The sequence below is a fragment of the Methylomarinovum tepidoasis genome, assembly GCF_030294985.1.
Classification (GTDB): Bacteria; Pseudomonadota; Gammaproteobacteria; order Methylococcales; family Methylothermaceae; genus Methylohalobius; species Methylohalobius tepidoasis.
Genome location: NZ_AP024718.1, coordinates 1,353,061 through 1,372,810, shown reverse-complemented (window position 1 = coordinate 1,372,810; position 19,750 = coordinate 1,353,061). Strand labels below are relative to the sequence as shown.

Annotated in this window: 15 protein-coding genes and 1 pseudogene; 12 read left to right on the top strand and 4 right to left on the bottom strand. The window is 66.5% G+C overall.

What is annotated here, in order from left to right; genetic code table 11:
• Nucleotides 1-103 precede the first annotated feature (103 nt).
• The 4 genes from fae to MIN45_RS06960 all read left to right on the top strand — a co-directional run bounded on the left by fae (nt 104) and on the right by MIN45_RS06960 (nt 3,294).
• Nucleotides 104-655 (top strand): formaldehyde-activating enzyme, encoded by a 552-nt coding sequence (gene fae, locus MIN45_RS06975; RefSeq protein WP_286291198.1) that lies wholly within the window; start codon nt 104-106, stop codon nt 653-655.
• Nucleotides 656-660: 5 nt separating this feature from the next.
• Nucleotides 661-1,680 carry an isocitrate/isopropylmalate dehydrogenase family protein gene (locus MIN45_RS06970; RefSeq protein ID WP_286291196.1) on the top strand — a complete coding sequence of 340 codons (1,020 nt, stop codon included), beginning with the start codon at nt 661-663 and terminating at the stop codon, nt 1,678-1,680.
• Between the two features lie 85 nt (nt 1,681-1,765).
• The gene (locus tag MIN45_RS06965; protein ID WP_286291195.1) at nt 1,766-2,578 is read left to right on the top strand and encodes a lipase family protein; all 813 of its coding nucleotides are present in this window, start codon (nt 1,766-1,768) and stop codon (nt 2,576-2,578) included.
• On the top strand, nt 2,575-3,294 hold the full coding sequence (locus MIN45_RS06960; protein WP_286291194.1) for a protein-L-isoaspartate(D-aspartate) O-methyltransferase: 720 nt from the start codon (nt 2,575-2,577) through the stop codon (nt 3,292-3,294). The genes MIN45_RS06965 and MIN45_RS06960 overlap by 4 nt, the downstream gene beginning before the upstream one ends.
• 49 nt (nt 3,295-3,343) lie before the next feature.
• Here the strand turns inward: MIN45_RS06960 and MIN45_RS06955 are convergent, their stop codons facing one another.
• Nucleotides 3,344-3,523, bottom strand: coding sequence for a hypothetical protein (locus MIN45_RS06955; RefSeq protein ID WP_286291193.1), 180 nt, complete (start codon nt 3,521-3,523; stop codon nt 3,344-3,346).
• Nucleotides 3,524-3,665: 142 nt separating this feature from the next.
• Between MIN45_RS06955 and MIN45_RS06950 the strand changes: the two genes are divergently transcribed.
• The 5 genes from MIN45_RS06950 to MIN45_RS06930 all read left to right on the top strand — a co-directional run bounded on the left by MIN45_RS06950 (nt 3,666) and on the right by MIN45_RS06930 (nt 8,599).
• Nucleotides 3,666-4,637 carry a hypothetical protein gene (locus MIN45_RS06950; RefSeq protein ID WP_286291191.1) on the top strand — a complete coding sequence of 324 codons (972 nt, stop codon included), beginning with the start codon at nt 3,666-3,668 and terminating at the stop codon, nt 4,635-4,637.
• A 5-nt stretch (nt 4,638-4,642) separates the two neighbouring features.
• Nucleotides 4,643-6,250 (top strand): MutS-related protein, encoded by a 1,608-nt coding sequence (locus MIN45_RS06945; protein ID WP_286291189.1) that lies wholly within the window; start codon nt 4,643-4,645, stop codon nt 6,248-6,250.
• Complete coding sequence (locus MIN45_RS06940; protein WP_286291188.1) at nt 6,247-6,735, top strand: flavin reductase family protein; 489 nt, start codon at nt 6,247-6,249, stop codon at nt 6,733-6,735. The genes MIN45_RS06945 and MIN45_RS06940 overlap by 4 nt, the downstream gene beginning before the upstream one ends.
• A gap of 141 nt (nt 6,736-6,876) precedes the next feature.
• Nucleotides 6,877-7,536, top strand: a complete 660-nt coding sequence (locus MIN45_RS06935; protein WP_286291187.1) for an HAD family hydrolase — start codon at nt 6,877-6,879, stop codon at nt 7,534-7,536.
• Nucleotides 7,514-8,599 (top strand): mitochondrial fission ELM1 family protein, encoded by a 1,086-nt coding sequence (locus tag MIN45_RS06930; protein ID WP_286291186.1) that lies wholly within the window; start codon nt 7,514-7,516, stop codon nt 8,597-8,599. The genes MIN45_RS06935 and MIN45_RS06930 overlap by 23 nt, the downstream gene beginning before the upstream one ends.
• Nucleotides 8,600-8,699: 100 nt before the next feature.
• On the opposite strand, the pseudogene MIN45_RS06925 reads toward MIN45_RS06930, so the two are convergent.
• Both MIN45_RS06925 and MIN45_RS06920 read right to left on the bottom strand, forming a co-directional pair.
• Nucleotides 8,700-8,873: pseudogene (locus MIN45_RS06925) on the bottom strand (transposase); the annotation flags it as partial.
• A 94-nt stretch (nt 8,874-8,967) separates the two neighbouring features.
• Complete coding sequence (locus tag MIN45_RS06920; protein WP_286291185.1) at nt 8,968-9,678, bottom strand: hypothetical protein; 711 nt, start codon at nt 9,676-9,678, stop codon at nt 8,968-8,970.
• A gap of 33 nt (nt 9,679-9,711) precedes the next feature.
• Here MIN45_RS06920 and recC point away from each other — a divergent pair, with 33 nt between their 5' ends.
• From recC to recD, 3 genes are read left to right on the top strand one after another with little or no spacing between them, the layout of a single operon-like run.
• Nucleotides 9,712-12,906 carry an exodeoxyribonuclease V subunit gamma gene (gene recC, locus MIN45_RS06915; protein ID WP_286291184.1) on the top strand — a complete coding sequence of 1,065 codons (3,195 nt, stop codon included), beginning with the start codon at nt 9,712-9,714 and terminating at the stop codon, nt 12,904-12,906.
• Entirely contained in the window at nt 12,903-16,379 is a 3,477-nt protein-coding gene (recB, locus tag MIN45_RS06910) for an exodeoxyribonuclease V subunit beta (RefSeq protein ID WP_286291183.1), read from the top strand. The genes recC and recB overlap by 4 nt, the downstream gene beginning before the upstream one ends.
• Nucleotides 16,380-16,384: 5 nt before the next feature.
• Nucleotides 16,385-18,088, top strand: coding sequence for an exodeoxyribonuclease V subunit alpha (gene recD, locus MIN45_RS06905; protein ID WP_286291182.1), 1,704 nt, complete (start codon nt 16,385-16,387; stop codon nt 18,086-18,088).
• Between the two features lie 25 nt (nt 18,089-18,113).
• Here recD and MIN45_RS06900 read toward each other — a convergent pair whose 3' ends face one another.
• Nucleotides 18,114-19,559: a zinc ribbon domain-containing protein gene (locus tag MIN45_RS06900; RefSeq protein ID WP_286291180.1), complete on the bottom strand. Its 1,446-nt coding sequence runs from the start codon at nt 19,557-19,559 to the stop codon at nt 18,114-18,116.
• Nucleotides 19,560-19,750 lie beyond the last annotated feature (191 nt).

Here is a 19,750-nt window from a genome sequence, read left to right as displayed (position 1 = left end):
GTTCCTGGAAACATTCAGTTTACCACGCCGCTCCCCAGGCGGCGGCATGGCACCGGACTGGTATAATGACGAGTTTTCGAAGCGTAACACGAGAGGGATGCCCATGTCCGAAGTACCCGTCTTCAAAACCGGAGAGGCCACCGTCTTCGCCAGCCACGACCAGGGCACCGACGCCATGCCCGAAGTGGTGCTGGGCGCGGTGGACGGTCCGGTCGGCACCGCCTTCGCCACCCTGATGGGCCAGACCGAAGGCCACACCCGCCTGTTCGCCATCCGCGCCTGCAATCAGCAGGTCAAGCCGGCGACCCTGATGGTGCCCAAGGTGACCATGAAGAGCACCCAGTACATCAACCTGTTCTTCGGCGTGGTGCAGTCGGCCATCGCCGACGCGGTGCTGGACTCGGTCATCGACGGCGTCATCCCCAAGGACTGGGCCGAGAAAGTCTGCCTCATCGTCAACGTCTGGCTCGATCCCTGGTGCGCCGAGCAGGAAAACCCCGACAAGAAGGACCTGTACCGCACCAATTACGAGGCCACCAAACTGGCCATCAAACGTGCCATCGCCGGGGAGCCCACCATCGACGAGCTGATCGAGAACCGCAACAAGATCCACCACGAAATGTACGACCCGGTCACCGGCGAGTCCAAATGGTGAGCGCCATGCATACCGTCACACTCATTCCCGGCGACGGCATCGGCCCGGAAATCACCGCCGCGGCGGTCAGGGTCATCGAAACCAGCGGGGTGCCGATCCACTGGGACCGCCAGCTCGCCGGCATGGCGGCGCTGGAGAAGTTCGGCACCCCGCTGCCGGAGGAAACCCTCGAATCCTTCCGCCGCAACAAGGTGGCTCTCAAGGCACCGCTCACCACGCCGGTGGGCGGCGGCTACCGCAGCGTCAACGTCACCCTGCGCCAGGAATTCGATCTGTTCGCCAACGTGCGTCCAGCCCTGTCCTTCGAAGGCACCCAGGCCCGCTTCGATAACGTCAACCTGGTGACGGTGCGTGAGAACACCGAAGGGCTGTATGCCGGCATCGAGCACTTCATCAAAGCCGAAGGCAAGACCATTGCCGCCGAGAGCATCGCCCTGGTGACCCGTACCGGCTGCGAGCGCATCGTCGATTACGCCTTCCGTTACGCCCGCCAGACCGGGCGCAAAAAGGTGGCCATCGTCCACAAGGCCAACATCCTCAAGTGCACCTCCGGGCTGTTTTTGGAGATCGGCCGCGAGGTGGCCAAGCGCTATCCCGACATCGAATGCGAGGACCGCATCGTCGATGCCTGCGCCATGCAGATGGTGATGGACCCGGGCCAGTTCGACGTCATCGTCACCACCAACCTGTTCGGCGACATCCTCTCGGACCTGGCCTCCGGCCTCGTCGGCGGCCTGGGACTGACCGCCGGCGCCAACATCGGCAGGGAAGCGGCCATGTTCGAGGCGGTCCACGGCAGCGCCCCGGACATCGCAGGCAAGGGCATCGCCAATCCCACCGCCCTCATCATGGCCGGGGTGATGATGCTCGAACACCTGGGCGAACAGGCCGCGGCCCGCCGTATCGAACAGGCGGTCCGGGCCGTCATCAAGGAAGGCAAGCACGTCACCCCCGACCTCAAACCGGGATCGACCTGCACCACCCAGGAAATGGCCGACGCCATCGTCGCCAGACTGCAGTCCTGAGCGAACCGGCGGTCCGGGCCGCCGGTTTCCTTTCCCCGTCAGCGGTGCTACCATGCGATTCCTTGGTCATTCTGAGGGATCTGCCATGGGTTCTTTCCTTGATTTCGACCCCAACGCCACCGGCTATCATGGCCGCAATGCCTTGGCGCTCGGCCTGGCGGCCGACCTGGCCTACGAAACCCGCCCCAAGGTGCTCGACACCCTCGACCGCTGGGGCTTCCCGCAAACCCAGTGGCTGGACAAAAACGGGACCCAGGGTTATCTGGCGGCCAACGACCACATGGTCCTCATCGCCTTCCGCGGCACCGAGCCGCACGACCTGCGCGACATCCTCACCGACGTCAACGTCGTCCTGACACCCGGCCCGGTCGGCCAGGTCCACTACGGCTTTTTGCGGGCTCTGAACGGCGTTTGGGAACCGATCGAGCAGTGGCTTCAAAGCGTATATCGGGACCAGCCGATCTGGCTCTGCGGCCACAGTCTCGGGGCGGCCCTGGCCACGCTCGCCACCGCCCGGCTGGCGTTCGACCCGGCTTTCGACTTCCGCCTGCAGGGGCTTTACACCTTCGGCTCCCCGCGGGTGGGAAACGAAGTTTTCGCCGATCGGTTCAACCAGCGCTGCCGGCGCATCACCTTCCGCTTCCGCAACAACAACGACGTGGTCACCCGCGTCCCCGTTCCTGGCATCTTCGGCTGGGATTACCGCCACGTGGGCCGGCTCTGTCATTTCGATGCCAGGGGGCGGCTGCGTTTCTCCATGTCCTGGTGGGAAATGCTCTTGGATCGGCTCCGGGGTCATCTTGACGATCTGGGCAAACCCGGAACCGACGGGATGAAGGATCACGCCATGACGGCCTATTTGCGATGTCTGCGGCAAAACGTCAACGTCACACCGTGACCCGCGAACGCCCGCCCGAAATCGACAAGCTGCTCCGCGACATCGAGTGGGAGCTGGATCTGACCAAAAAGGAGATCGGCAAGGACCGTTTCGACCCGAGGGTGATGGAAGCCATCACCGCTGTGCCGCGGCACGAATTCGTGCCCGAGGAATCGCGCCGCTACGCCTACGATGACGGGCCGCTGCCGATCGGTTTCGGTCAGACCGTCTCCCAGCCCTTCATCGTCGCCCTCATGACCGACCTGCTCGAACCGAAACCCAAGGATGTAGTGCTGGAGGTCGGCACCGGCTCCGGCTATCAGACCGCCATTCTGGCCAGGCTCGTCAAGAAAGTTTACAGCGTAGAAATCATCGGCGTCCTGGCGGAACAAGCCTGCGAGCGCCTGCGCAAACTGGGTATCGACAACGTCGAGATCAAGGTGGGGGACGGTTACTATGGCTGGCCGGAACACGCACCCTACGACAAGATCATCGTCACGGCCGCCGCCCCCGAAATCCCGCCTCCCCTGATCGAGCAGCTCAAGCCCGGCGGGCGGCTGGTGATTCCCGTGGGCGAGCCGTTCGGTTACCAGATGCTCAAGGTGGTCGACAAGGACAACAGCGGCCGCCTGGAAACCCGGGACGTGCTAGGCGTCGCCTTCGTCCCCCTGACCGGCGACGGGGTGGAGAAAAACGGCCGCGACGATACCGGAACGACCCATAATCCGACTCCGTGAGGCGAAACCACCGACCGCTCCGCCTGGATGCGCGCTGCCCGGACCGAAATCACAGCAGAATGACGATGCTGGTACCGTTCACCTCCACCGGCCGCCGCCACTCCCGGGTGATGCGTTCGGCACAGGCGCGGGCCTCCTGGGGGTCGTCGAAGAAGGCGGCGAGCATGCCGGCCATTTCGTAGGTGTAACCGTGAAACGATTGAACCAGGCGTTTGAGTTGATGTTGCATGGGACGATCCTCCTTAAGAACGATATTTCTGCTATGAGTCAAGCAACAAACCTGCCATTCTCGAAAACCCATTGAAATTCAGACTATTTCCTGTTTTTCAATGGAAAGGCACGGACATCGGCGGCATTTTTGTCAAACCTTCTTGACAATTTTGACCGATCCCGTTCCCGGTATAATAGGCACCATGTATCTGGCCCGTGACTTCATCGAAACTGCAGAAGGACTGGTCTTCGCCGTGACTCTGAGCGGCATCGAGGACGGGCGGATCATCGCCTGCCTGCGTTACCGCCCCGGGGCCGGCGGCTGGACCAAGGTCGGCAGCCGGGAGGCGATCGGGCTGTTGCAGGAGCGCTTCCCTCAATACCTCCACTATTCACCGCGGCGCGATGCGATCCTGCAGGCGGTTCCCCTCCACCGAATCCGCCGCCACCGGCGCCCCCGGGAGCGACTGAGGGAACTTTTGGCGCAGGAGCGTGACGATCCTCTGATCCGGCGTCTGCAGCGCCTGACCGCCCGCCTTTCCGATTGCGGCATCGCCACGGAGCACCTGGGGATAACCGGCTCGCTCCTGCTGGGCTGTCACCGCCCCGATTCCGACTTGGACCTGGTCTGCTACCACCGCGACACCTTCCACCAAGCCCGGGAGGCGGTGCGCGACCTGACCGCGGCCGGCCGGCTGCAACCCTTGTCCGAGTCTCTGTGGCGCACCACCTGGCAGCGGCGCGGCCGTCCCCTGGATTTTCCCACCTGGCTGTGGCACGAACGCCGCAAGTTCAACAAGGGCGCCATCGACGGCACCAAGTTCGATCTGATGCTGGTGGAGGAAAATCCAGCGCCGGAAACCGGGCAGCACTGGCACAAGGCGGGTCATCTCACCCTGCAGGCCACCGTGATCGACGACGCCGACGCCTTCGCCACCCCGACCCGCTACCGACTTGACCACCCACAAATCCCTGAAGTGCTGTGTTTCACCGCCACCTATATGGGCCAGGCCCGGCGCGGGGAACGGGTGGAGATCCGCGGCCGGCTGGAAATCTCGGAGGCCGGCGACCGCCGTGTTATCGTAGGGGCCAGCCGTGAAGCGCCCGGCGAATACGTCAAAGTCATGAGGTGAATCCGATGCTCGAACGACTGCGTCAGCTATACACACCCTTCCTGAAACTGTGGCGCGATGGGCCGGAAACGGAGGCGGTCACACCGGCGGAAGACGGCGTCATCGACCCGCCCACCTACGAAGTCCTGGAGGTGCCGGCCCTGTATCAAGCCCTGGACACCGCCCGGACCCAGGTGGGCAAGGCAACGCTGCACCGCAGCCTGGCCCGACCCCTGCGCGATGCCGAGCTGATCCGCGCCAGGCAGGCCGCACTGCGGGAACTGCAGGACAACGCCGCGCTGCGCCGGCAACTGGAGAACCTGCTCGCCAACGCCGCCCGCCGCGATCGCGAGCCCGAGTTCTACAAACTGCTCTACTGCAACTTCCTCGGCGGCGTCGGCGCCCCGGTCAGCGGCCGCGACTTGCGCGGCTACGGCTACGAAGCCTACGTCAACGGCACCCGTTTCGTGCTCGAAAGCGTCGATCAAGCCCAACACCTGCCCGAGCCCCAAAGCCCCTATCTCCAGGAACTTCTGGCCTGCCTGAGGGACTTCGCCCGCAGCCGCGCCTACCGCCTCATGACCGGCCCGGTCTACCGCACCGAAAAGCGCCTCCTGACCCAGGAGGAAAAGGGCTGGCTGCCGGCGATCCGCTTCCGCCCTTCCCTGTTCAAACCGGTCTTCATCGCCAGCCTGGTCGGCGGCCTGCTGGCGGCCTGGGCCGGGCTGCCGGCGCTGCTGAACATGAGCCGCCCGGCCATCGGGGTGCTGTGGCTGTTCCTGCTGCCCCTGGGCGCCTTCTACCCCCATCTGGTGGGCACCTTCGACCGCGACAAGTTCATCTATCCCCTGCGCCGCCTGTTCCGGGAAGACCCGGATGTTCAGCAACTGCTGGAGACGATCGGCTATCTGGACGAGCTGTTGGCCTTGCACCGGTTCTCGGAGGACTTCGGTCATCCCACCTGCCTGCCGGAGATTCTCGACGACGGCCACCACCGCTTCGTCGCCCGGGAGCTGCGCAACCCCATTCTCGGCAAGGCCAATCCTGACTACGTCCCCAACGACATCGAGCTGGATCGGCACCGCCTCACCTTCATCACCGGCCCCAACAGCGGCGGCAAGACCGCCATCTGCAAGACCATCGCCCAGTCGCAGCTGCTGGCCCAGATCGGCGCCTACGTGCCGGCCCGCGAAGCCCGGATGACCGTGGCCGACCGCATCTTCTATCAGGTGCCGGAAGTCAGCCAGCTCACCTCCGGCGAGGGACGCTTCGCCACCGAGCTGCGCCACACCAAGGAAATCTTCCTCGCCGCCACCCCGAGAAGCCTGGTCATCCTCGACGAACTGGCCGAAGGCACCACCTACGAGGAACGCCTCAAGATCTCCTACGACATCATGGAAGGCTTCCACAAAAAGGGTTGCACCACCCTCCTGGTGACCCACAACCATCAGCTGGTGGACAAGTTCATCGAACAGGGCATCAGCCAGGCCAAACAGGTGGAATTCGTAGGCGATCGCCCGACCCACCGCCTCATCGACGGCATCTCCCGGGTCAGCCATGCCGACCGGGTCGCCAGAGAAGTCGGCTTTTCCAAGGAGGACATCGACCGCTACCTCGGGGAGGACAGCCCGTGACCCGCCCGGCGGAGCTGCTCAAGCTGATCAGCTGCGGCGTCTATGTCATCGGTGTGGCGGCGGGCGAGATCCGCAACGCTTTCACCGCCGCCTGGGTGATGCAGGTTTCCTTCGACCCCCTGCTGGTCGCCCTCAGCATCAATCCCGACCACCGCTCCTACGCCCTCCTCAAGCAGGGGGACGGTTTCACCGTCAACGTGCTGGCGAAGGATCAACTGGAACTGGCGCGCCACTTCGGCCAGCCCGGCGACATCGACAAGCTGGCCGGCGTCCCCTGGCTGGCGGGTCACTGCGGCGCGCCGATCCTCACCGACGCCCTGGCCTGGCTCGACTGCGACTTCCATCACGACTGCCCTGCCGGCGACCACCGGGTGGTGATGGGGCGGGTCGTCGGCGGGGCGATCCAGCGCCTGGGAGAACCGCTGTTGTACCGTGACACCGGCGACATGGACGGCGCCAGCCGGCTGTTCCCCGAGCGCTTCTAGGCCCCCGTGAGAGAGGATGCCGGTCATTCGTTCGCAGGGCGTACTTGGCCTGGATGGCCAAGCACCGAGCGTCCAGGGAAGGATTCACAGCGTCCCGGAGGACGAATGACCGGCATCCGCCAACCTTGGGAGGCAGACCCGATGTTACCGCCCTTCCGCGCCGTCGTCCTCGACCTAGACGGCCTGCTGCTCGACACCGAGGCCGGTTATCTGCGCGCCTGGCGCCGGACCGCCGCCGAGCTGGGATTCGAACTCGACGATCCCCTGGCCCGGCGCCTGAGCGGCCAGAGCATCGACCGCATCGCCCACATCTTGGCGGAAGCCTTTGGCCCCGGCTTCGATTTCGGGCGCTTCCAGCGTTTGAGCGCCGAACACTGGCGCCGTCAGGTCGAAGCGGAAGGCATTGCCACCCGTCCCGGCTATGGGGCGCTGATGACGGCGCTGCGGCGGCATGAGATCCCCTATCTGGTCGCCACCAACAGCCGCCGCCCCTATGCGGAAAAATGCCTGGCGCTGGCCGGCATCCGCGCCGAGATCCCCGAACTGGTCTGCCGCGACGAGGTCGAGGCCGGCAAGCCCGCACCGGAAATCTATCTGCTCGCTTGTGAGCGGCTGGGGCAGGCACCGGGCGACTGTCTGGCGGTCGAAGATTCCCATACCGGCCTGCTGGCGGCGGCCCGGGCCGGCGCCGTGCCGGTCTTGGTCCCGGGCGAATACCGTCCCCCGGAAGCACTGCAGCTGGCCGCCCATACTTTCGAATCATTGCAACAGCTTGCCGATGCCATCGCGACAACCGTCTGATCCCCGCATCTGGTTGGTGGTCGGAGAAAAGCCGGGCGACAACGCCCAGGTGCGCGCCATCGCCAATGCCCTGGAGCTTCCGTGCGAATGGAAGATCCTGCGCTGCAAACCTGCCTACCAGGAAGGCAAACCGCAGATACGCCCAAGCCTGAGCCATCTGGATCTTGAACGTTCGGATCCCCTGACGCCCCCCTGGCCGGATCTGATCCTCACCATCGGCCGCCGTCCTATGAGCGCCGCCCTGTGGATCAAACGACAGAGCGGCGGGCGCAGCCGGATCGTCGTGGTGGGACGGCCAAAAGGGGGGTGGGCACCTTATGACCTCATCATCACCGCCGCCCACTATCCCCTGCCCCCCGATCCGCGGGTGCTCGAACTCAAGTTTCCGCTCATTTTTCCCGACCGGGAAAGGATCGAGGCAGCCCGCACGGCCTGGGCCGACCATCTCGCCGGCCTGCCGCGGCCATTGGTTCCGGTCCTGATCGGCGGCCGCACCCGCCCCTACCGTTTCGGCCGGACCGAAGCCGAGATCCTGATCGAACGCAGCCGCCGCCTGGCAGGCAGGGGCACGGCGTTCTTATGCACCAGCCGGCGCACCAAGGCCCCGGTCCGGGAGGCGGTCCGTGCCAGCGGCCTGCCCTACTACGACTGGCATGAAGGCGGCGACAATCCCTACTTCGGCCTGCTGGCCCACGGCGATGCCTTCGTCGTCACCGGCGACAGCATTTCCATGATGATGGAAGTGGCACGCCTGGGCAAACCGCTGGCGATCTTTCCGCTACCGGTCCAGCAGTCGTGGCGACACACCTGGGCCCGGATGCTGGGGCGAGAGCTGCTCTATCACCCGCCCCCCGGCAGCATCCGGGCCCGGCTTGGCCAGCTGCTGTTCGGTCTGGGACTGATCGGCTACGAACGCCGCCTGGAGAACATCCATCAGCACCTCTACCACAGCGGCGCCGCCCTGCCTTTGGGGCAGGGCGACATCCTGTCCCTGTCACCGCCATCGCTTGAAGACGAATTGCCCAAGGTAACGCGACGCATCCGGGCGCTTCTGGATATGTAAGACAGCGCCTGTTTGGACTCTAGATAATGTCATCACAAAATTGATGCCCAAATGGCGATACAGCGGATGTGCACGGCGGCAAGGAAAGAAGCCGTATTTTCAGCTGCTTGAGAACCTTCTCCCACACCCCCTTGTCTCGCCAGCGGCAGAACCTTCGATGGACGTTCTTCCAATCCCCGCAATCCGGCGGCAGATCCCGCCCGGGAAGATGCGGTTCCAACAATCCCCAAACCCAGCCGGAAATATCGTGACGACGGTGGGCAGGTGTCGTCATGGCATAGCGAGTCCAAACAGACTTCAGCATCCCATAAACTCGTGACGACAGCACTTACCACCTGCTGAAAAAACACCGCATCGAACCGGACGGCTCATGAGCGGACCAGGCGCGAGGGCAGCGCCAATGCCCGGACCAATTCCCGGATCTCACCGGGCCAAGCACCAAAGCCGATCACATGGGTGGCGTTCGCCAGGATTCTGGCGTCCCGGTCCCGGCCGGCGCGGAGGTTGTAGCGCTTGCCGACCGAACCGTGGCGGATTTCGGCATGGGGCACCCGCACCTCCCGCCAGAAGGCGGGAAAGCGGTAGCAGGCAATCCCCCGACGGCCGGCCCAGACCCTGGCCTCTTCGGCCAGGACGCCCTCTTCCGGTAGCAGCAGCGCCATACGGGCGGCATCGAGACGCGCCGTCAGGCGGCTCAGCCCCTGCGCCACAGTGTGGCTGTCGCCCGCCCGCCCCACCAAGGCGATGCGGACGGTTTTTGCGGCCATCCCGTTCCAGGGTTTCAACAAGTCCTGCCAGGCGGCAGGCAGCCGGCAATTGGCAGATGCTGCGGCAAACAACGGCGCCACATGCGCGGCAGGATAGCCGTCCCAGCACGTCAGGGAACTCAGATCGAAGGTCTGCCCAGGCTGCCGGCTGGCCTGTCTCAGAAAACGGACCGTCGCCCGGGCCAAGGCCGGCAGCGGCAACGGGCGGCCACGATCGTCGCACCAGGGAAGCATCCATGGCGATTCTCCAGGGGCATCGCCCACGGCGACGGAAACCGCGCTCTGATGGCCGGAAAACAGATCCTCGTACATGGAAAAACCTTCTTCGGCGATTATATTTGAAACATGCCTGAACACGTTCACATCCACAGCGCCAACCACCTCGAGACTCTGGCGGCTGAACTGTCCCGGGCGCTCGAGGCCAGTCGCACCCCGCCGCTGACGCCCCAGACCGTGGTCGTCGGCGCCCCGGCCCTCGCCCTGTGGCTGCAATGGCAGCTGGCCGGCCGTCTTGGCATCGCTGCCCACATCGACTATCCCCTCCCCGGCGGCTTTCTCTGGTCCCTGGCCCGGCGGCTGCTGCAGGACCTGCCGGCCGACGATCCGCTGTCGCGGGAACGCCTGACCTGGCGCCTGTACGAAGCCTTGCCCGAACTGGCCCCCCGGCCCGGATTCGAAACCGTCCAAGCCTATCTCGAGCGCTGCCGCGACAGCATCGGCCGCTTCCAGCTGGCCGGGCGCCTGGCCGACGTCTACGACCGCTATCTGTATTACCGCCCGGACTGGATCCGGACCTGGGACGCCGGCGAGCACCCTAAGGGGCCGCCGGCCTGGCAGGGCGAACTGTGGCGGCATGTCAGCCGGGACGCCGCCAGTCACCGGGTCATCGCCCTCGACCGCCTGGGCCAGGCGCTGGCAGACGGACAGCCGGCCGGCCTGCCCGGACGGGTGGACTTTTTCGCCCTTCACAGCCTGCCGCCGGGCTTCATGCCCCTGCTCGCCGCCCTGAGCCGGCACACCGAGCTGCATTTCTGGCTGCTGAGCCCCACCGAACACTACTGGGCCGACCTGCGCTCCCTCAAGGCCCGGGCCCGCACCCGCCTGCACGATCCGGAGGCGGCCGAACTGCAGGAAACCGGCCACCCCCTGCTGGCATCCTGGGGGCGGGAGGGCCAGACCTTCCAGGATCTGCTGCTCGACGCCTTCGACTCCCCCCTCGAAACTTCGCACCTGCGCCCGCCGGAGAGAACCACCCTGCTCAGGCATGTGCAGGCCGACATCTTCGAACTTCAGGGCGGCGAGGATACCCCGAAAATCCGCCACTTGTCCGGGGCCGACGGTTCCCTCCAGATCCACGTGGCCCACAGCCCCCTGCGGGAATGCCAGGTTTTGCACGACACCCTGCTGGGGCTGCTGAACGCCGATGCCAGCCTCGAACCGGAGGACATCCTGGTGCTGGTGCCGAAGATCAACAGCTACGCCCCCTACATCGAGGCGGTCTTCGGTGACGACCACCCGGACCGCCCCGCCCTGCCCTGGCACCTGGCCGACGTCTCCATCGCCGACGCCCATCCCCTCCTGACCGCCTTTCTGCAGCTGGTGGCACTGCCGGAAAGCCGCTTCACCCGCCCCGAGGTGCTCGCCTTGCTGGACATCCCCCAGGTCGCCCGGCAGTTCGGCTTCGACGACGACGAAATCGAGGCCATCCACGACTGGAGCGACCAGGCGAGGATCTTCTGGGGAATGGACGCCTCCCAGAAACAGGATCTGGACCTGCCGCAAACCCACGAAAACACCTGGCGGCAGGGGCTCGAGCGGCTGCTGCTCGGCTACGCCCTGGGCCGCCCGAGCCATTACGACGGCATCGCCGCCCTGCCGGTGAGCGGTTCGCTCGCCGACGCCGTGGGAAAACTGGCCGACCTGCTCGACCGCCTGCGGGAATGGCGCGAAATCCTGCAAACCCCGGCCACCGGAGCGGACTGGCAACGGCGTCTCAACCAATTGCTGGACGCCTTCTTCGGTGAGGCCGCCCGGGATCCGGACGGCTACCTGCAGCGCATCCGCGAGGCGTGCGCCGAGCTGGGCGAACTGGCAGGCGACAGGACCCTGGACTGGCTCCTGGTGCGCCACTGGCTCCAGACCTGCCTGGCCGACACCCCCCGCCCCGGCCGCCTGTTCCGGGGCGGGGTGACCTTCTGCGGCATGCTGCCCCTGCGCGGGGTTCCCTTCCGGGTGATCGTCCTTCTGGGCATGAACGACGGCGACTTCCCCCGCCAGGCCGGCCGGGCCGAGTTCGACGCCCTGGCCGGCCACCCCCGCCCGGGCGACCCCCATCCCGGCCACGAGGACCGCTTCCTGCTGCTCGAAACCCTGCTGGCCGCCCGCGAGCGCCTGATCATCAGCTACACCGGCCGCGACCTTCGCAGCAACGAGGAGATCCCGCCCTCGGCCCTGGTGTCCGAGCTGCTCGACGACCTCGACCGCCGCTACCGCATCGGCGGCCAAAAGCCCCGCAAGGTCCTGGTCCACGAACACCCTCTGCAGCCCTTCAGCCCCCGCAATTTCAAGCACGGCCCAAGTTTCGATCCCTGGTGGTGCGAGATCGCCCGCCATCTGGCCCGGCCGGCCGCCCCCGGCGAACCCGAACCCTGGCATCCCGAGCCCCCCGACGACAGCGCCCGGGACGTTTCCCTGGCGCGGTTGCGGCAGATTCTGACCCATCCCCTGCGGGCCTTCATCCAGCGGCGCCTCGGCCTCCGCCTCGACGACCCGGACGCGGCGCCCGACACCGAGATCTTCAGCCTCGAGGGGCTGGAGCGCTACAGTCTCGAGGACCATCTCCTCCAGGCCTGGCTCGAAGGCCGGACGGTCACGGAAGCGGACCTTCGCGCCGAAGGCCGCCTGCCCCACGGCGCCCCGGGAACCCGGGTGCTGCGCGAACTGCAGGAAGCCATCGCATCCCTGACGGCGGAAATCGACCCGGAAGCGCCCCATCACCTGCCGATCGCCCTCGAGTTGCAAGACAGCGGCGGGCGGCCCTGGCGGTTGCACGGCCGCCTGACCCTGCGGGGCGAGCGGTTGCTGCGGCTGCGCCCGGCCGCCATCGACGGCCGGGACGTGGTGACCCTGTGGCTCGAACACCTGCTCTGGTCCCTGACCGAGCCGGGGGAAGGCGAGGCCTGCCACTACGGACGCAGCAAGGCCGGCATCCAGCGCTACCGCCTCGAGAAGAAACTGCCGCAAACCCAGGCCCGCCGCCATCTGGCCGAGCTGCTCGACATCGCCTGGCAGGCCCTGCACCGGCCCCTGCCGCTGCCGCCCAAGACCGCCTGGGCCTGGATCACCGCGGAAAAGGACCCGGAAACGGCCGCCAGGCAGGCGCTCGAAGGCAGCTGGCAGTACTCGGGAGAACGGGAACGGGACGCCTACGTCGCCCTGGCGCTGCGGGGCCGGAGCGATCCGGTCTACACCGATGCCGACTTTCAGGATTGGGCGCTGCGGCTGTTCAAGCCCCCTTTGGAGGCAGGAGTCCTGGAATGAAACCGCTGACCACCGACACCCTGTTCGAGCTGCCCCTGGCCGGCACCACCCTGATCGAGGCCAGCGCCGGCACCGGCAAGACCTACACCCTCGCCAACCTCTATCTGCGTCACATCGCCGCCGGCCGCCAGCCCCGCGACATCCTGGTGGTGACCTTCACCAACGCCGCCACCGAGGAACTGCGCGGGCGCATCCGCCTGCGTCTGTACCAGGCGCTGGCCTGGCTGCGCGACGGCGAGGAGAACGACGATGCCGCCCTGTCCCGTTTCGCCGCCGGGCTCGAAGACCGGGATCTGACCATCCGCCGCCTGACCCTGGCCCTGCAGAGCATGGACGAGGCGGCCATCTACACCATCCACGGCTTTTGCCAGCGGGCGCTGGAGGAATTCGCCTTCCTCAGCGGCCAGCTCTTCGCCATGGAAATTGGCGAGGACGAAGCCCTGCGCCAGCAGGCCCTGGCCGACTGGTGGCGGCGCACCCTCTACCCCCTCGAGGTGGAAACCGCCGCCCTGATCGAACGGGCCGTCGGCGGTTTCGAGCGCTTCTGCCAGACCATGAAGGCCCTGGACCGTCCCGAACCGCCACAACTGGACCCGGCGCCACAGCCCCTGGCGCAAATCCGGAAGACCCTCCCCAAACTGAGGGCGCAACTTGCCACGTTGGCGGGGCAATGGCCCGGGGTTAAAGGGAAGATTTGCCGCCAGCTCAGCGATTGTCCGGCTCTCAAGCGCAATGGCGGCTACAAACAGGCCGCCTTGGAACAGGCATTCGAACAGCTCGAAGCCTTTTTCCGCAATCCCGGCATCGACAGCGTCCCGGACAAGCTGGAACTGCTGACGCCGCAGAAACTAAAGAGCAGCTTGAAGAAAAATGCAGGGCCGGCGCCTCAGGATCCCTTCCTCGACGCCTGCGGCATCTTCTGGAAAACCTATCAGGAAATCCAGGCCGATCTGGCCCACAGCTGTTTCCACGACGCCCTGCAATACGTCCGCGAGCAAACCGCCGAGGCCAAGCGCCGCCAGGGCCTTCGCACCTTCGACGACCTGCTGACCGGCCTCGACCAGGCCCTGGCCGACGCGCCGCAGCTGGCCGGCCACCTGGCCGAGCGGTTCCCGGTGGCCATGGTGGACGAGTTCCAGGATACCGATCCGATCCAGTACCGGATCTTCCGCCGGATCTACCGGGATCGGGACGACATCTGCCTGACGCTCATCGGCGATCCCAAGCAGGCCATCTACAGCTTCCGCGATGCCGATCTGTTCATCTATCTCCGCGCCAAGGCCGAGATCCCGAAGGAAAACCGCTGGACGCTGGTCACCAACTGGCGCTCTACCCCGGGCCTGATCGAGGCGGTCAACCGCTTCTTCCAAATCACGGAAAATCCCTTCCTGGACGAGAATATCCCCTTCATTGCGGCAGAGCCGGCGCCGCAACGACACCGGCATCTGATACGCAATGGCCAGCCGCCGGTCACCGTCTGGCAACTGCCCTGGGATGAGACCGAAAAGCCCAAGCCGCTGAATCTGGACGAGGCCCGGGACAGGGTGGCCCGGGCGGTCGCCGCTGAAATCGCCGCCCTCCTGGCCGAGGGGGAAGCCAAAACCACCAAGCTGGGAGACGATCCTGTCCAGGCCGGCGACGTGGCGGTACTGGTGCCGACTTCCCGCGAAGGGGCCCGGATAAAACGGGCGCTGGCCGCCCTGGGTATTCCGGCGGTGCTCATCTCCCGCGACAGCGTTTGGGAGAGCGAGGAAGCCGAGGGCCTGGTGCAACTGCTCGAGGCGGTCGCCGCCCCCGAGGACCGTCGGCTGGCCCGCCGGGCCCTGGCCTCGCCCCTGCTGGGGCTGACCCTGGAGGAAATCGGCCGGCGCCTGGCCGACGAGCGCGGCTGGGCCGAATGGGTGGAAACCCTGGAGACGACCCGCAGCCGCTGGCTGGAACAGGGCTTTCTGCCGGCGTTCTGGCATCTGCTCGGCCGCATCGGGCTGCCCGGGCGCCTCAACCGCAGCGGCGATCCGGCCCGGCGGCTGACCAATCTCATCCATCTGGGAGAGCTCATCCATCAGGCGGCCCGCACCCATGCCGGCATCGACGCCTGTCTGACCTGGGTGCGCCGGACCCGGGCGGAACGGCACGGGGAGGCCAACGAGCTGCGCCTGGAAGACGACGAAAAACTGGTGCGCATCGCCACCATCCATGCCGCCAAGGGCCTGCAGTATCCCATCGTTTTCGTTCCCTTCCTGTTTTCCTGCCGCCCCCGCAAGGCCGAGGGACTGGTATTGTGGCACGACGAGAAAGGAATCCGGCGGGCCACCTTCGAGCCGGACAAGGACAGCGAGGCCATGCGGCGGGCCGAGGCCGAACGGCTTGCCGAGGACATCCGCCTGCTGTACGTCGCCCTCACCCGCGCCGAAAGCGCCCTCTACCTGGCCTTCGGCCCGGCCGGCACCCGGGAAGGCCATGCCGGCAGAACCGCCCTGGCCCGGCTGCTGTCGGGCAGCGACCGGGAGATCAAGCCCGGCAAGGTCGATCCGGCCTGGCTGGAGAAGCTGGCCGTATCCGAGCACATCCGGGTTCTGCCCCTGCCGGAGCCTGAAGGGGACGCCGCGGCAACCCGGCAGCGGCGTCCGCCGCCGCAGGATCTGGAGCCGGCCCGGTTCCAGCGCCGGCTGGAACGCATCTGGCAGGTCCAGTCCTACACCGCCATGAGCGAAGGGCTGCCGCGGCCGCCGTCGGTACCGCGCGACGAGGCGGTCACCGATCCGGCCCTGGCCTATCCGGCAGGTCCCCTGGTCGGGGCCTTTCTCCACGAACTGCTGGAGCACCTCGATTTCGCCGGCTCCCTGGCGGCGCAGATCCCGGCGCTGGTCCAACGCCTGGCCCCCCGTCACGGCCTCGATCCTGAAGACATGGAGCCCGGCCTGCTGGACTGGCTCGAGAAGGTCGCCCAAACGCCGCTGCAACCCGGCCTGACCCTGGCCGGCATCCCCCTGGAGCGGCAGCTGCGGGAGCTGTCGTTCGATTTCGCCACCGGGCCGGTCGATCCGAAAACCCTGGAAGCCTGTCTTAATGAACTGGAACCCAAAGGCGAGCGCCCGCCCCTGAGCCTGGAGGCGTTCGAAGGTCTGGTCACCGGTGTCATCGACCTGGTGTTCGAACACGAAGGCCGATACTGGATCGCCGACTTCAAAAGCGATTTTCTCGGCGCCCGCCTGAGGGACTACGGCCCGAAGCGGATGGGCGAGGAGATCCGCCAGCGCCGTTACGATCTCCAGTACGCCCTCTACACCCTGGCCCTGCACCGCTATCTGAGGGTGCGCCTGAGGGACTACGATTACGCCACTCACTTTGGCGGGGTGTTCTACCTCTTCCTGCGCGGGATGCGCCCTGGAAAGCGCCGCTACGGCATCTTTTCCACCCGCCCGCCCCGCGCCCTGATCGAACGGCTCGATACCGAGGTGTTTCCACGATGAGCGGCATGACCGATCTTTCTCCCCTGGCCCGCCATTTTCCCCGTTTCCTCGGGGCCGAAGGCCTGGTGGAACGCACCGTGGCCTGGCTGGTGGAACGCTGTCAGGCCGGGGAAACCTGTCTGGATCTCAACGCCTGGGCCGGGCGTCCTTTGGGGGAGGACGGCCCCCTTTGTCCGGATATAAATGCCTGGCGTGAGCAACTGCTGGCCCATCCCCACATCGGGCCGGGAAAACCCCTGGTCCTCGACGGCCACCGCCTGTATCTGGCCCGCCACCACGAGGCGGAGAAAACCATCGCCGAGGGCATTCTCGCACGGCTGGAATTCGATTCTCTGGCCGAGACTGACAAGATCCGTCCCACCCTCAAAAAGCTGTTTCCCGAAAGCGGCGAGCAGAAGACCGCCGTGGCCGTGGCCTGCGCCCGCCGTTTTGCGGTCATCACCGGCGGTCCCGGCACCGGCAAGACCACCACGGTGCTGCGCCTGATCGCCCTGTGGCAACATCTGCGCCCGGGGCTGCGCCTGGGACTGGCGGCCCCCACGGGCAAGGCCGCCGGCCGCCTGGCCGAGTCGCTGGCGGCCGGCAGGGCGGGCCTGCCGCCGGGATTCGGGGCCGGGATTCCGGAGCGGGCGGCCACCCTGCACCGGCTGCTGGGCATCGGCCGCGCCGATCCCCACGGGCCGGACCATCCCCTCCCCCTCGACGCCCTGATCGTCGATGAGGCCTCGATGGTGGACCAGGAGCTGATGGCCCGCCTGATGGCCGCGCTGCCGCCGCAATCCCGGCTGATCCTGCTGGGCGACCGTCATCAGCTGGCCTCGGTGGAAGCCGGCAGCGTGCTGGGAGACATCACCGGCCGGGGCCGGCGTCTGGCCTACAGCCAGGAGATGGCCGCCTGGCTCGAACGGCTGGAGGCCGATCCGGGCGACGATCCCGAGCTGTTCGGGGGCATTCACGACGCCATCGTGGAGCTGCGCCGCAGCCACCGCTTTTCCAGCGACCAGGGAATCGGGCGCCTGGCGCAGGCGGTGCGGGAAGGCAAAACCGCCGCCGCGAAAGCCTGCCTGAAAGAGGAGAAAGAGGTGGATTTCTGGCCGCAGGCCGATGAAGCGCCGGACCGGCACGTGCTCAAATGGATGGACCGCCATTACCGCCCGGTGCTCGAGGCGTCCACGGTGGGAGAAGCCCTGGCGGCGCTGGCCAAATCCCGGGTCCTGACCGCCGTGCACGCAGGTCCCTGGGGGGAGGAGGGACTGACGACCCGGTTCGAGACCGGCCTCTCCCGGTGGGGGAAGATCGCCGATCCCGCCCGCCCCTATCACGGCTTGCCGATCCTCATCACCCGCAACGATTACGAAACCGGACTGTTCAACGGCGACATCGGCATTCTCTGGCAAGAGGAAGGCCATCTCCGCGCCTGCTTCCCCAGCGGCGATGAAATCCGCCGCATTCCTCTGCGCCAGCTCCCCCACTGGCAAAAGGCCTGGGCCATGACCGTCCACCGCGCCCAGGGCTCGGAGTTCGATGCGGTGCTGCTGCTCCTGCCGCCGCCGGAAACGCCGGTGCTGACCCGGGAACTGATCTACACGGGAATCACCCGGGCCCGAAAACGCTGCATCCTGGCCGGGCCGAAAAACGCGCTGGAGACAGGATTAAAAAGGCAGGTCGAGCGCGCCTCCGGCCTAGCCGAGCGGTTGGGGTGGGAATAGATGTTCTGCCTGAACCTCCCCACGCCTAAAGGCAGGGGGTTCTGGCGGAAACCGCCGCCGCCTCTCTTCCATCCCTTCCGGGCATGAAAGCCTTGGGTTTGGCTGTCCCGCCTTCTCCGGACGACCCGCTCTGCCTCCGAAAAGCCCCGAAGGTGGCAGGAACCTTGCCCTTGCCATCGCAGGTTGCTCGCCTCCACGCCGCCCGAAGGAGCGGTTCCGCACCCGGCCAGCGCTCGCGCGCCAGCCCCACGTGGAGGGCCTCTCCTTCAACGCAGCGGGCCAGAAACGCGCTGTAGAGGTCGCGTTGCATGACAACACCACACCCGCAGGCGTGGATGCGTTGGGAGAGGGGCTTTTTCTCGACCGACCCGCAGTGGTGGCACACCTGGCTCAACCGGGTGGTGCGGGTCGGAAAGGTTTCCAGCCTCCCGCCGGCGCTTTCAGCCTTGCGGTTCAGCCGGTTCAGAAACAGGGACGGCGCCCGGTCGCGGATACTGCGCCCGAAGCGCTTTTGCCAGGCCCGGATGGAGACGGCTTCGGTCTTGAAGACCCGTCCCATAGCCATGAGCCTATTGGCCAGCCGGCCGTGTTCGGTCTTGCGGGCTTCTGCCATACGGCGCTGCAATTCCCGAAGCTCGGCCTGGAGCCTCAGATAGCCGTGGGAATGGACCCAGCGCTGGGGGCCTTTCTTGACCGTCCCATCCGGGTGGTAGTTGTCGGGGTTGGTGGCCCGCCGGGAGCGGTCCATGGCCCGTTGAATCCGCCGGATCTTCCTGCCCAGATATTCGACCGAGGGGCAGAAGGGTTCCAGCAGGGCTTCTTCTTCCCCCACCGCGGCGATGGTGGAGGGGCCGATGTCCAGGCCCACGTCGCCTTCGCCGATGGGGTGCTTGTCCTTCCACTTGGGCCGGCCTTCCAGCACCAGCTGGACGTACCAGCGCCGCCGCCCCCGAAGCTGGCGCCACACCAGCCGGACGTACTTGACCCGGCATTGCAGGGCGAAGGTTTGCACACCATGCTTGTCCTTACGGTCGAACAGGGGGCGCAGCACCACTCCCTTCCATTCCACCCGGTCGCCGCGCCAGCGGATGCCTGCCGCGTTGCTCTTGCCTTCGACCGATTGCAGCGCCTTGATCCGGCCCTTGAACCGGGGCCGGCCCCGCTTGCCTAAGCGGTACTGCTCCACCGCGTTGAAGGCCCGGAGGGCTGTCTTCTGGGTGACGTGAGCGTCGAGATGATCGCCAATCCAGCAGGCATTCTTGCAGGCCGTGCCATACGCCTCGATGGCATGGGCGCTGAAACCGAAACGCTGTTGCAGCCCGTCGAACGCCGCCCGCCTTGCCTGCTTCTGCTCCCTGGGTATCTGCTGGGCCGCCTGCCAATCCCTGGAGGACCGCATCCGGTCCAACCGCCGCAGGGCCTCCCCCAGGCAGGCGTTGTACAGCTGCCTTGCCGCCTCGAAGCGGGCCATCAAAACACGCTCTGCCGCCCTATCGACCCGAAGGGCAGTTCCAGAACGAACGAGGGCGATGGGCTGCGCTTGGACATGGCGATAGTATACAACCAGCTACAGGGCGCCGCTTATCCCTAGCCTTCCGGCAGGGGCTTGCGCGGCGCTATTCGGTCAACCCGGCGCAGGACGATGAGGCACACGATCAGCCT

Bases quoted from the DNA above. Each gene is read 5' to 3' on its own strand.
- MIN45_RS06970 (WP_286291196.1), top strand. From the start codon at position 661: ATGCATACCGTCACACTCATTCCCGGCGACGGCATCGGCCCGGAAATC.
- MIN45_RS06920 (WP_286291185.1), bottom strand. From the start codon at position 9,678: ATGTACGAGGATCTGTTTTCCGGCCATCAGAGCGCGGTTTCCGTCGCC.
- recB (WP_286291183.1), top strand. From the start codon at position 12,903: ATGAAACCGCTGACCACCGACACCCTGTTCGAGCTGCCCCTGGCCGGC.
- fae (WP_286291198.1), top strand. From the start codon at position 104: ATGTCCGAAGTACCCGTCTTCAAAACCGGAGAGGCCACCGTCTTCGCC.
- MIN45_RS06900 (WP_286291180.1), bottom strand. From the start codon at position 19,559: ATGGCCCGCTTCGAGGCGGCAAGGCAGCTGTACAACGCCTGCCTGGGG.
- MIN45_RS06945 (WP_286291189.1), top strand. From the start codon at position 4,643: ATGCTCGAACGACTGCGTCAGCTATACACACCCTTCCTGAAACTGTGG.
- MIN45_RS06930 (WP_286291186.1), top strand. From the start codon at position 7,514: ATGCCATCGCGACAACCGTCTGATCCCCGCATCTGGTTGGTGGTCGGA.
- MIN45_RS06955 (WP_286291193.1), bottom strand. From the start codon at position 3,523: ATGCAACATCAACTCAAACGCCTGGTTCAATCGTTTCACGGTTACACC.
- MIN45_RS06965 (WP_286291195.1), top strand. From the start codon at position 1,766: ATGGGTTCTTTCCTTGATTTCGACCCCAACGCCACCGGCTATCATGGC.
- recD (WP_286291182.1), top strand. From the start codon at position 16,385: ATGACCGATCTTTCTCCCCTGGCCCGCCATTTTCCCCGTTTCCTCGGG.
- MIN45_RS06935 (WP_286291187.1), top strand. From the start codon at position 6,877: ATGTTACCGCCCTTCCGCGCCGTCGTCCTCGACCTAGACGGCCTGCTG.
- recC (WP_286291184.1), top strand. From the start codon at position 9,712: ATGCCTGAACACGTTCACATCCACAGCGCCAACCACCTCGAGACTCTG.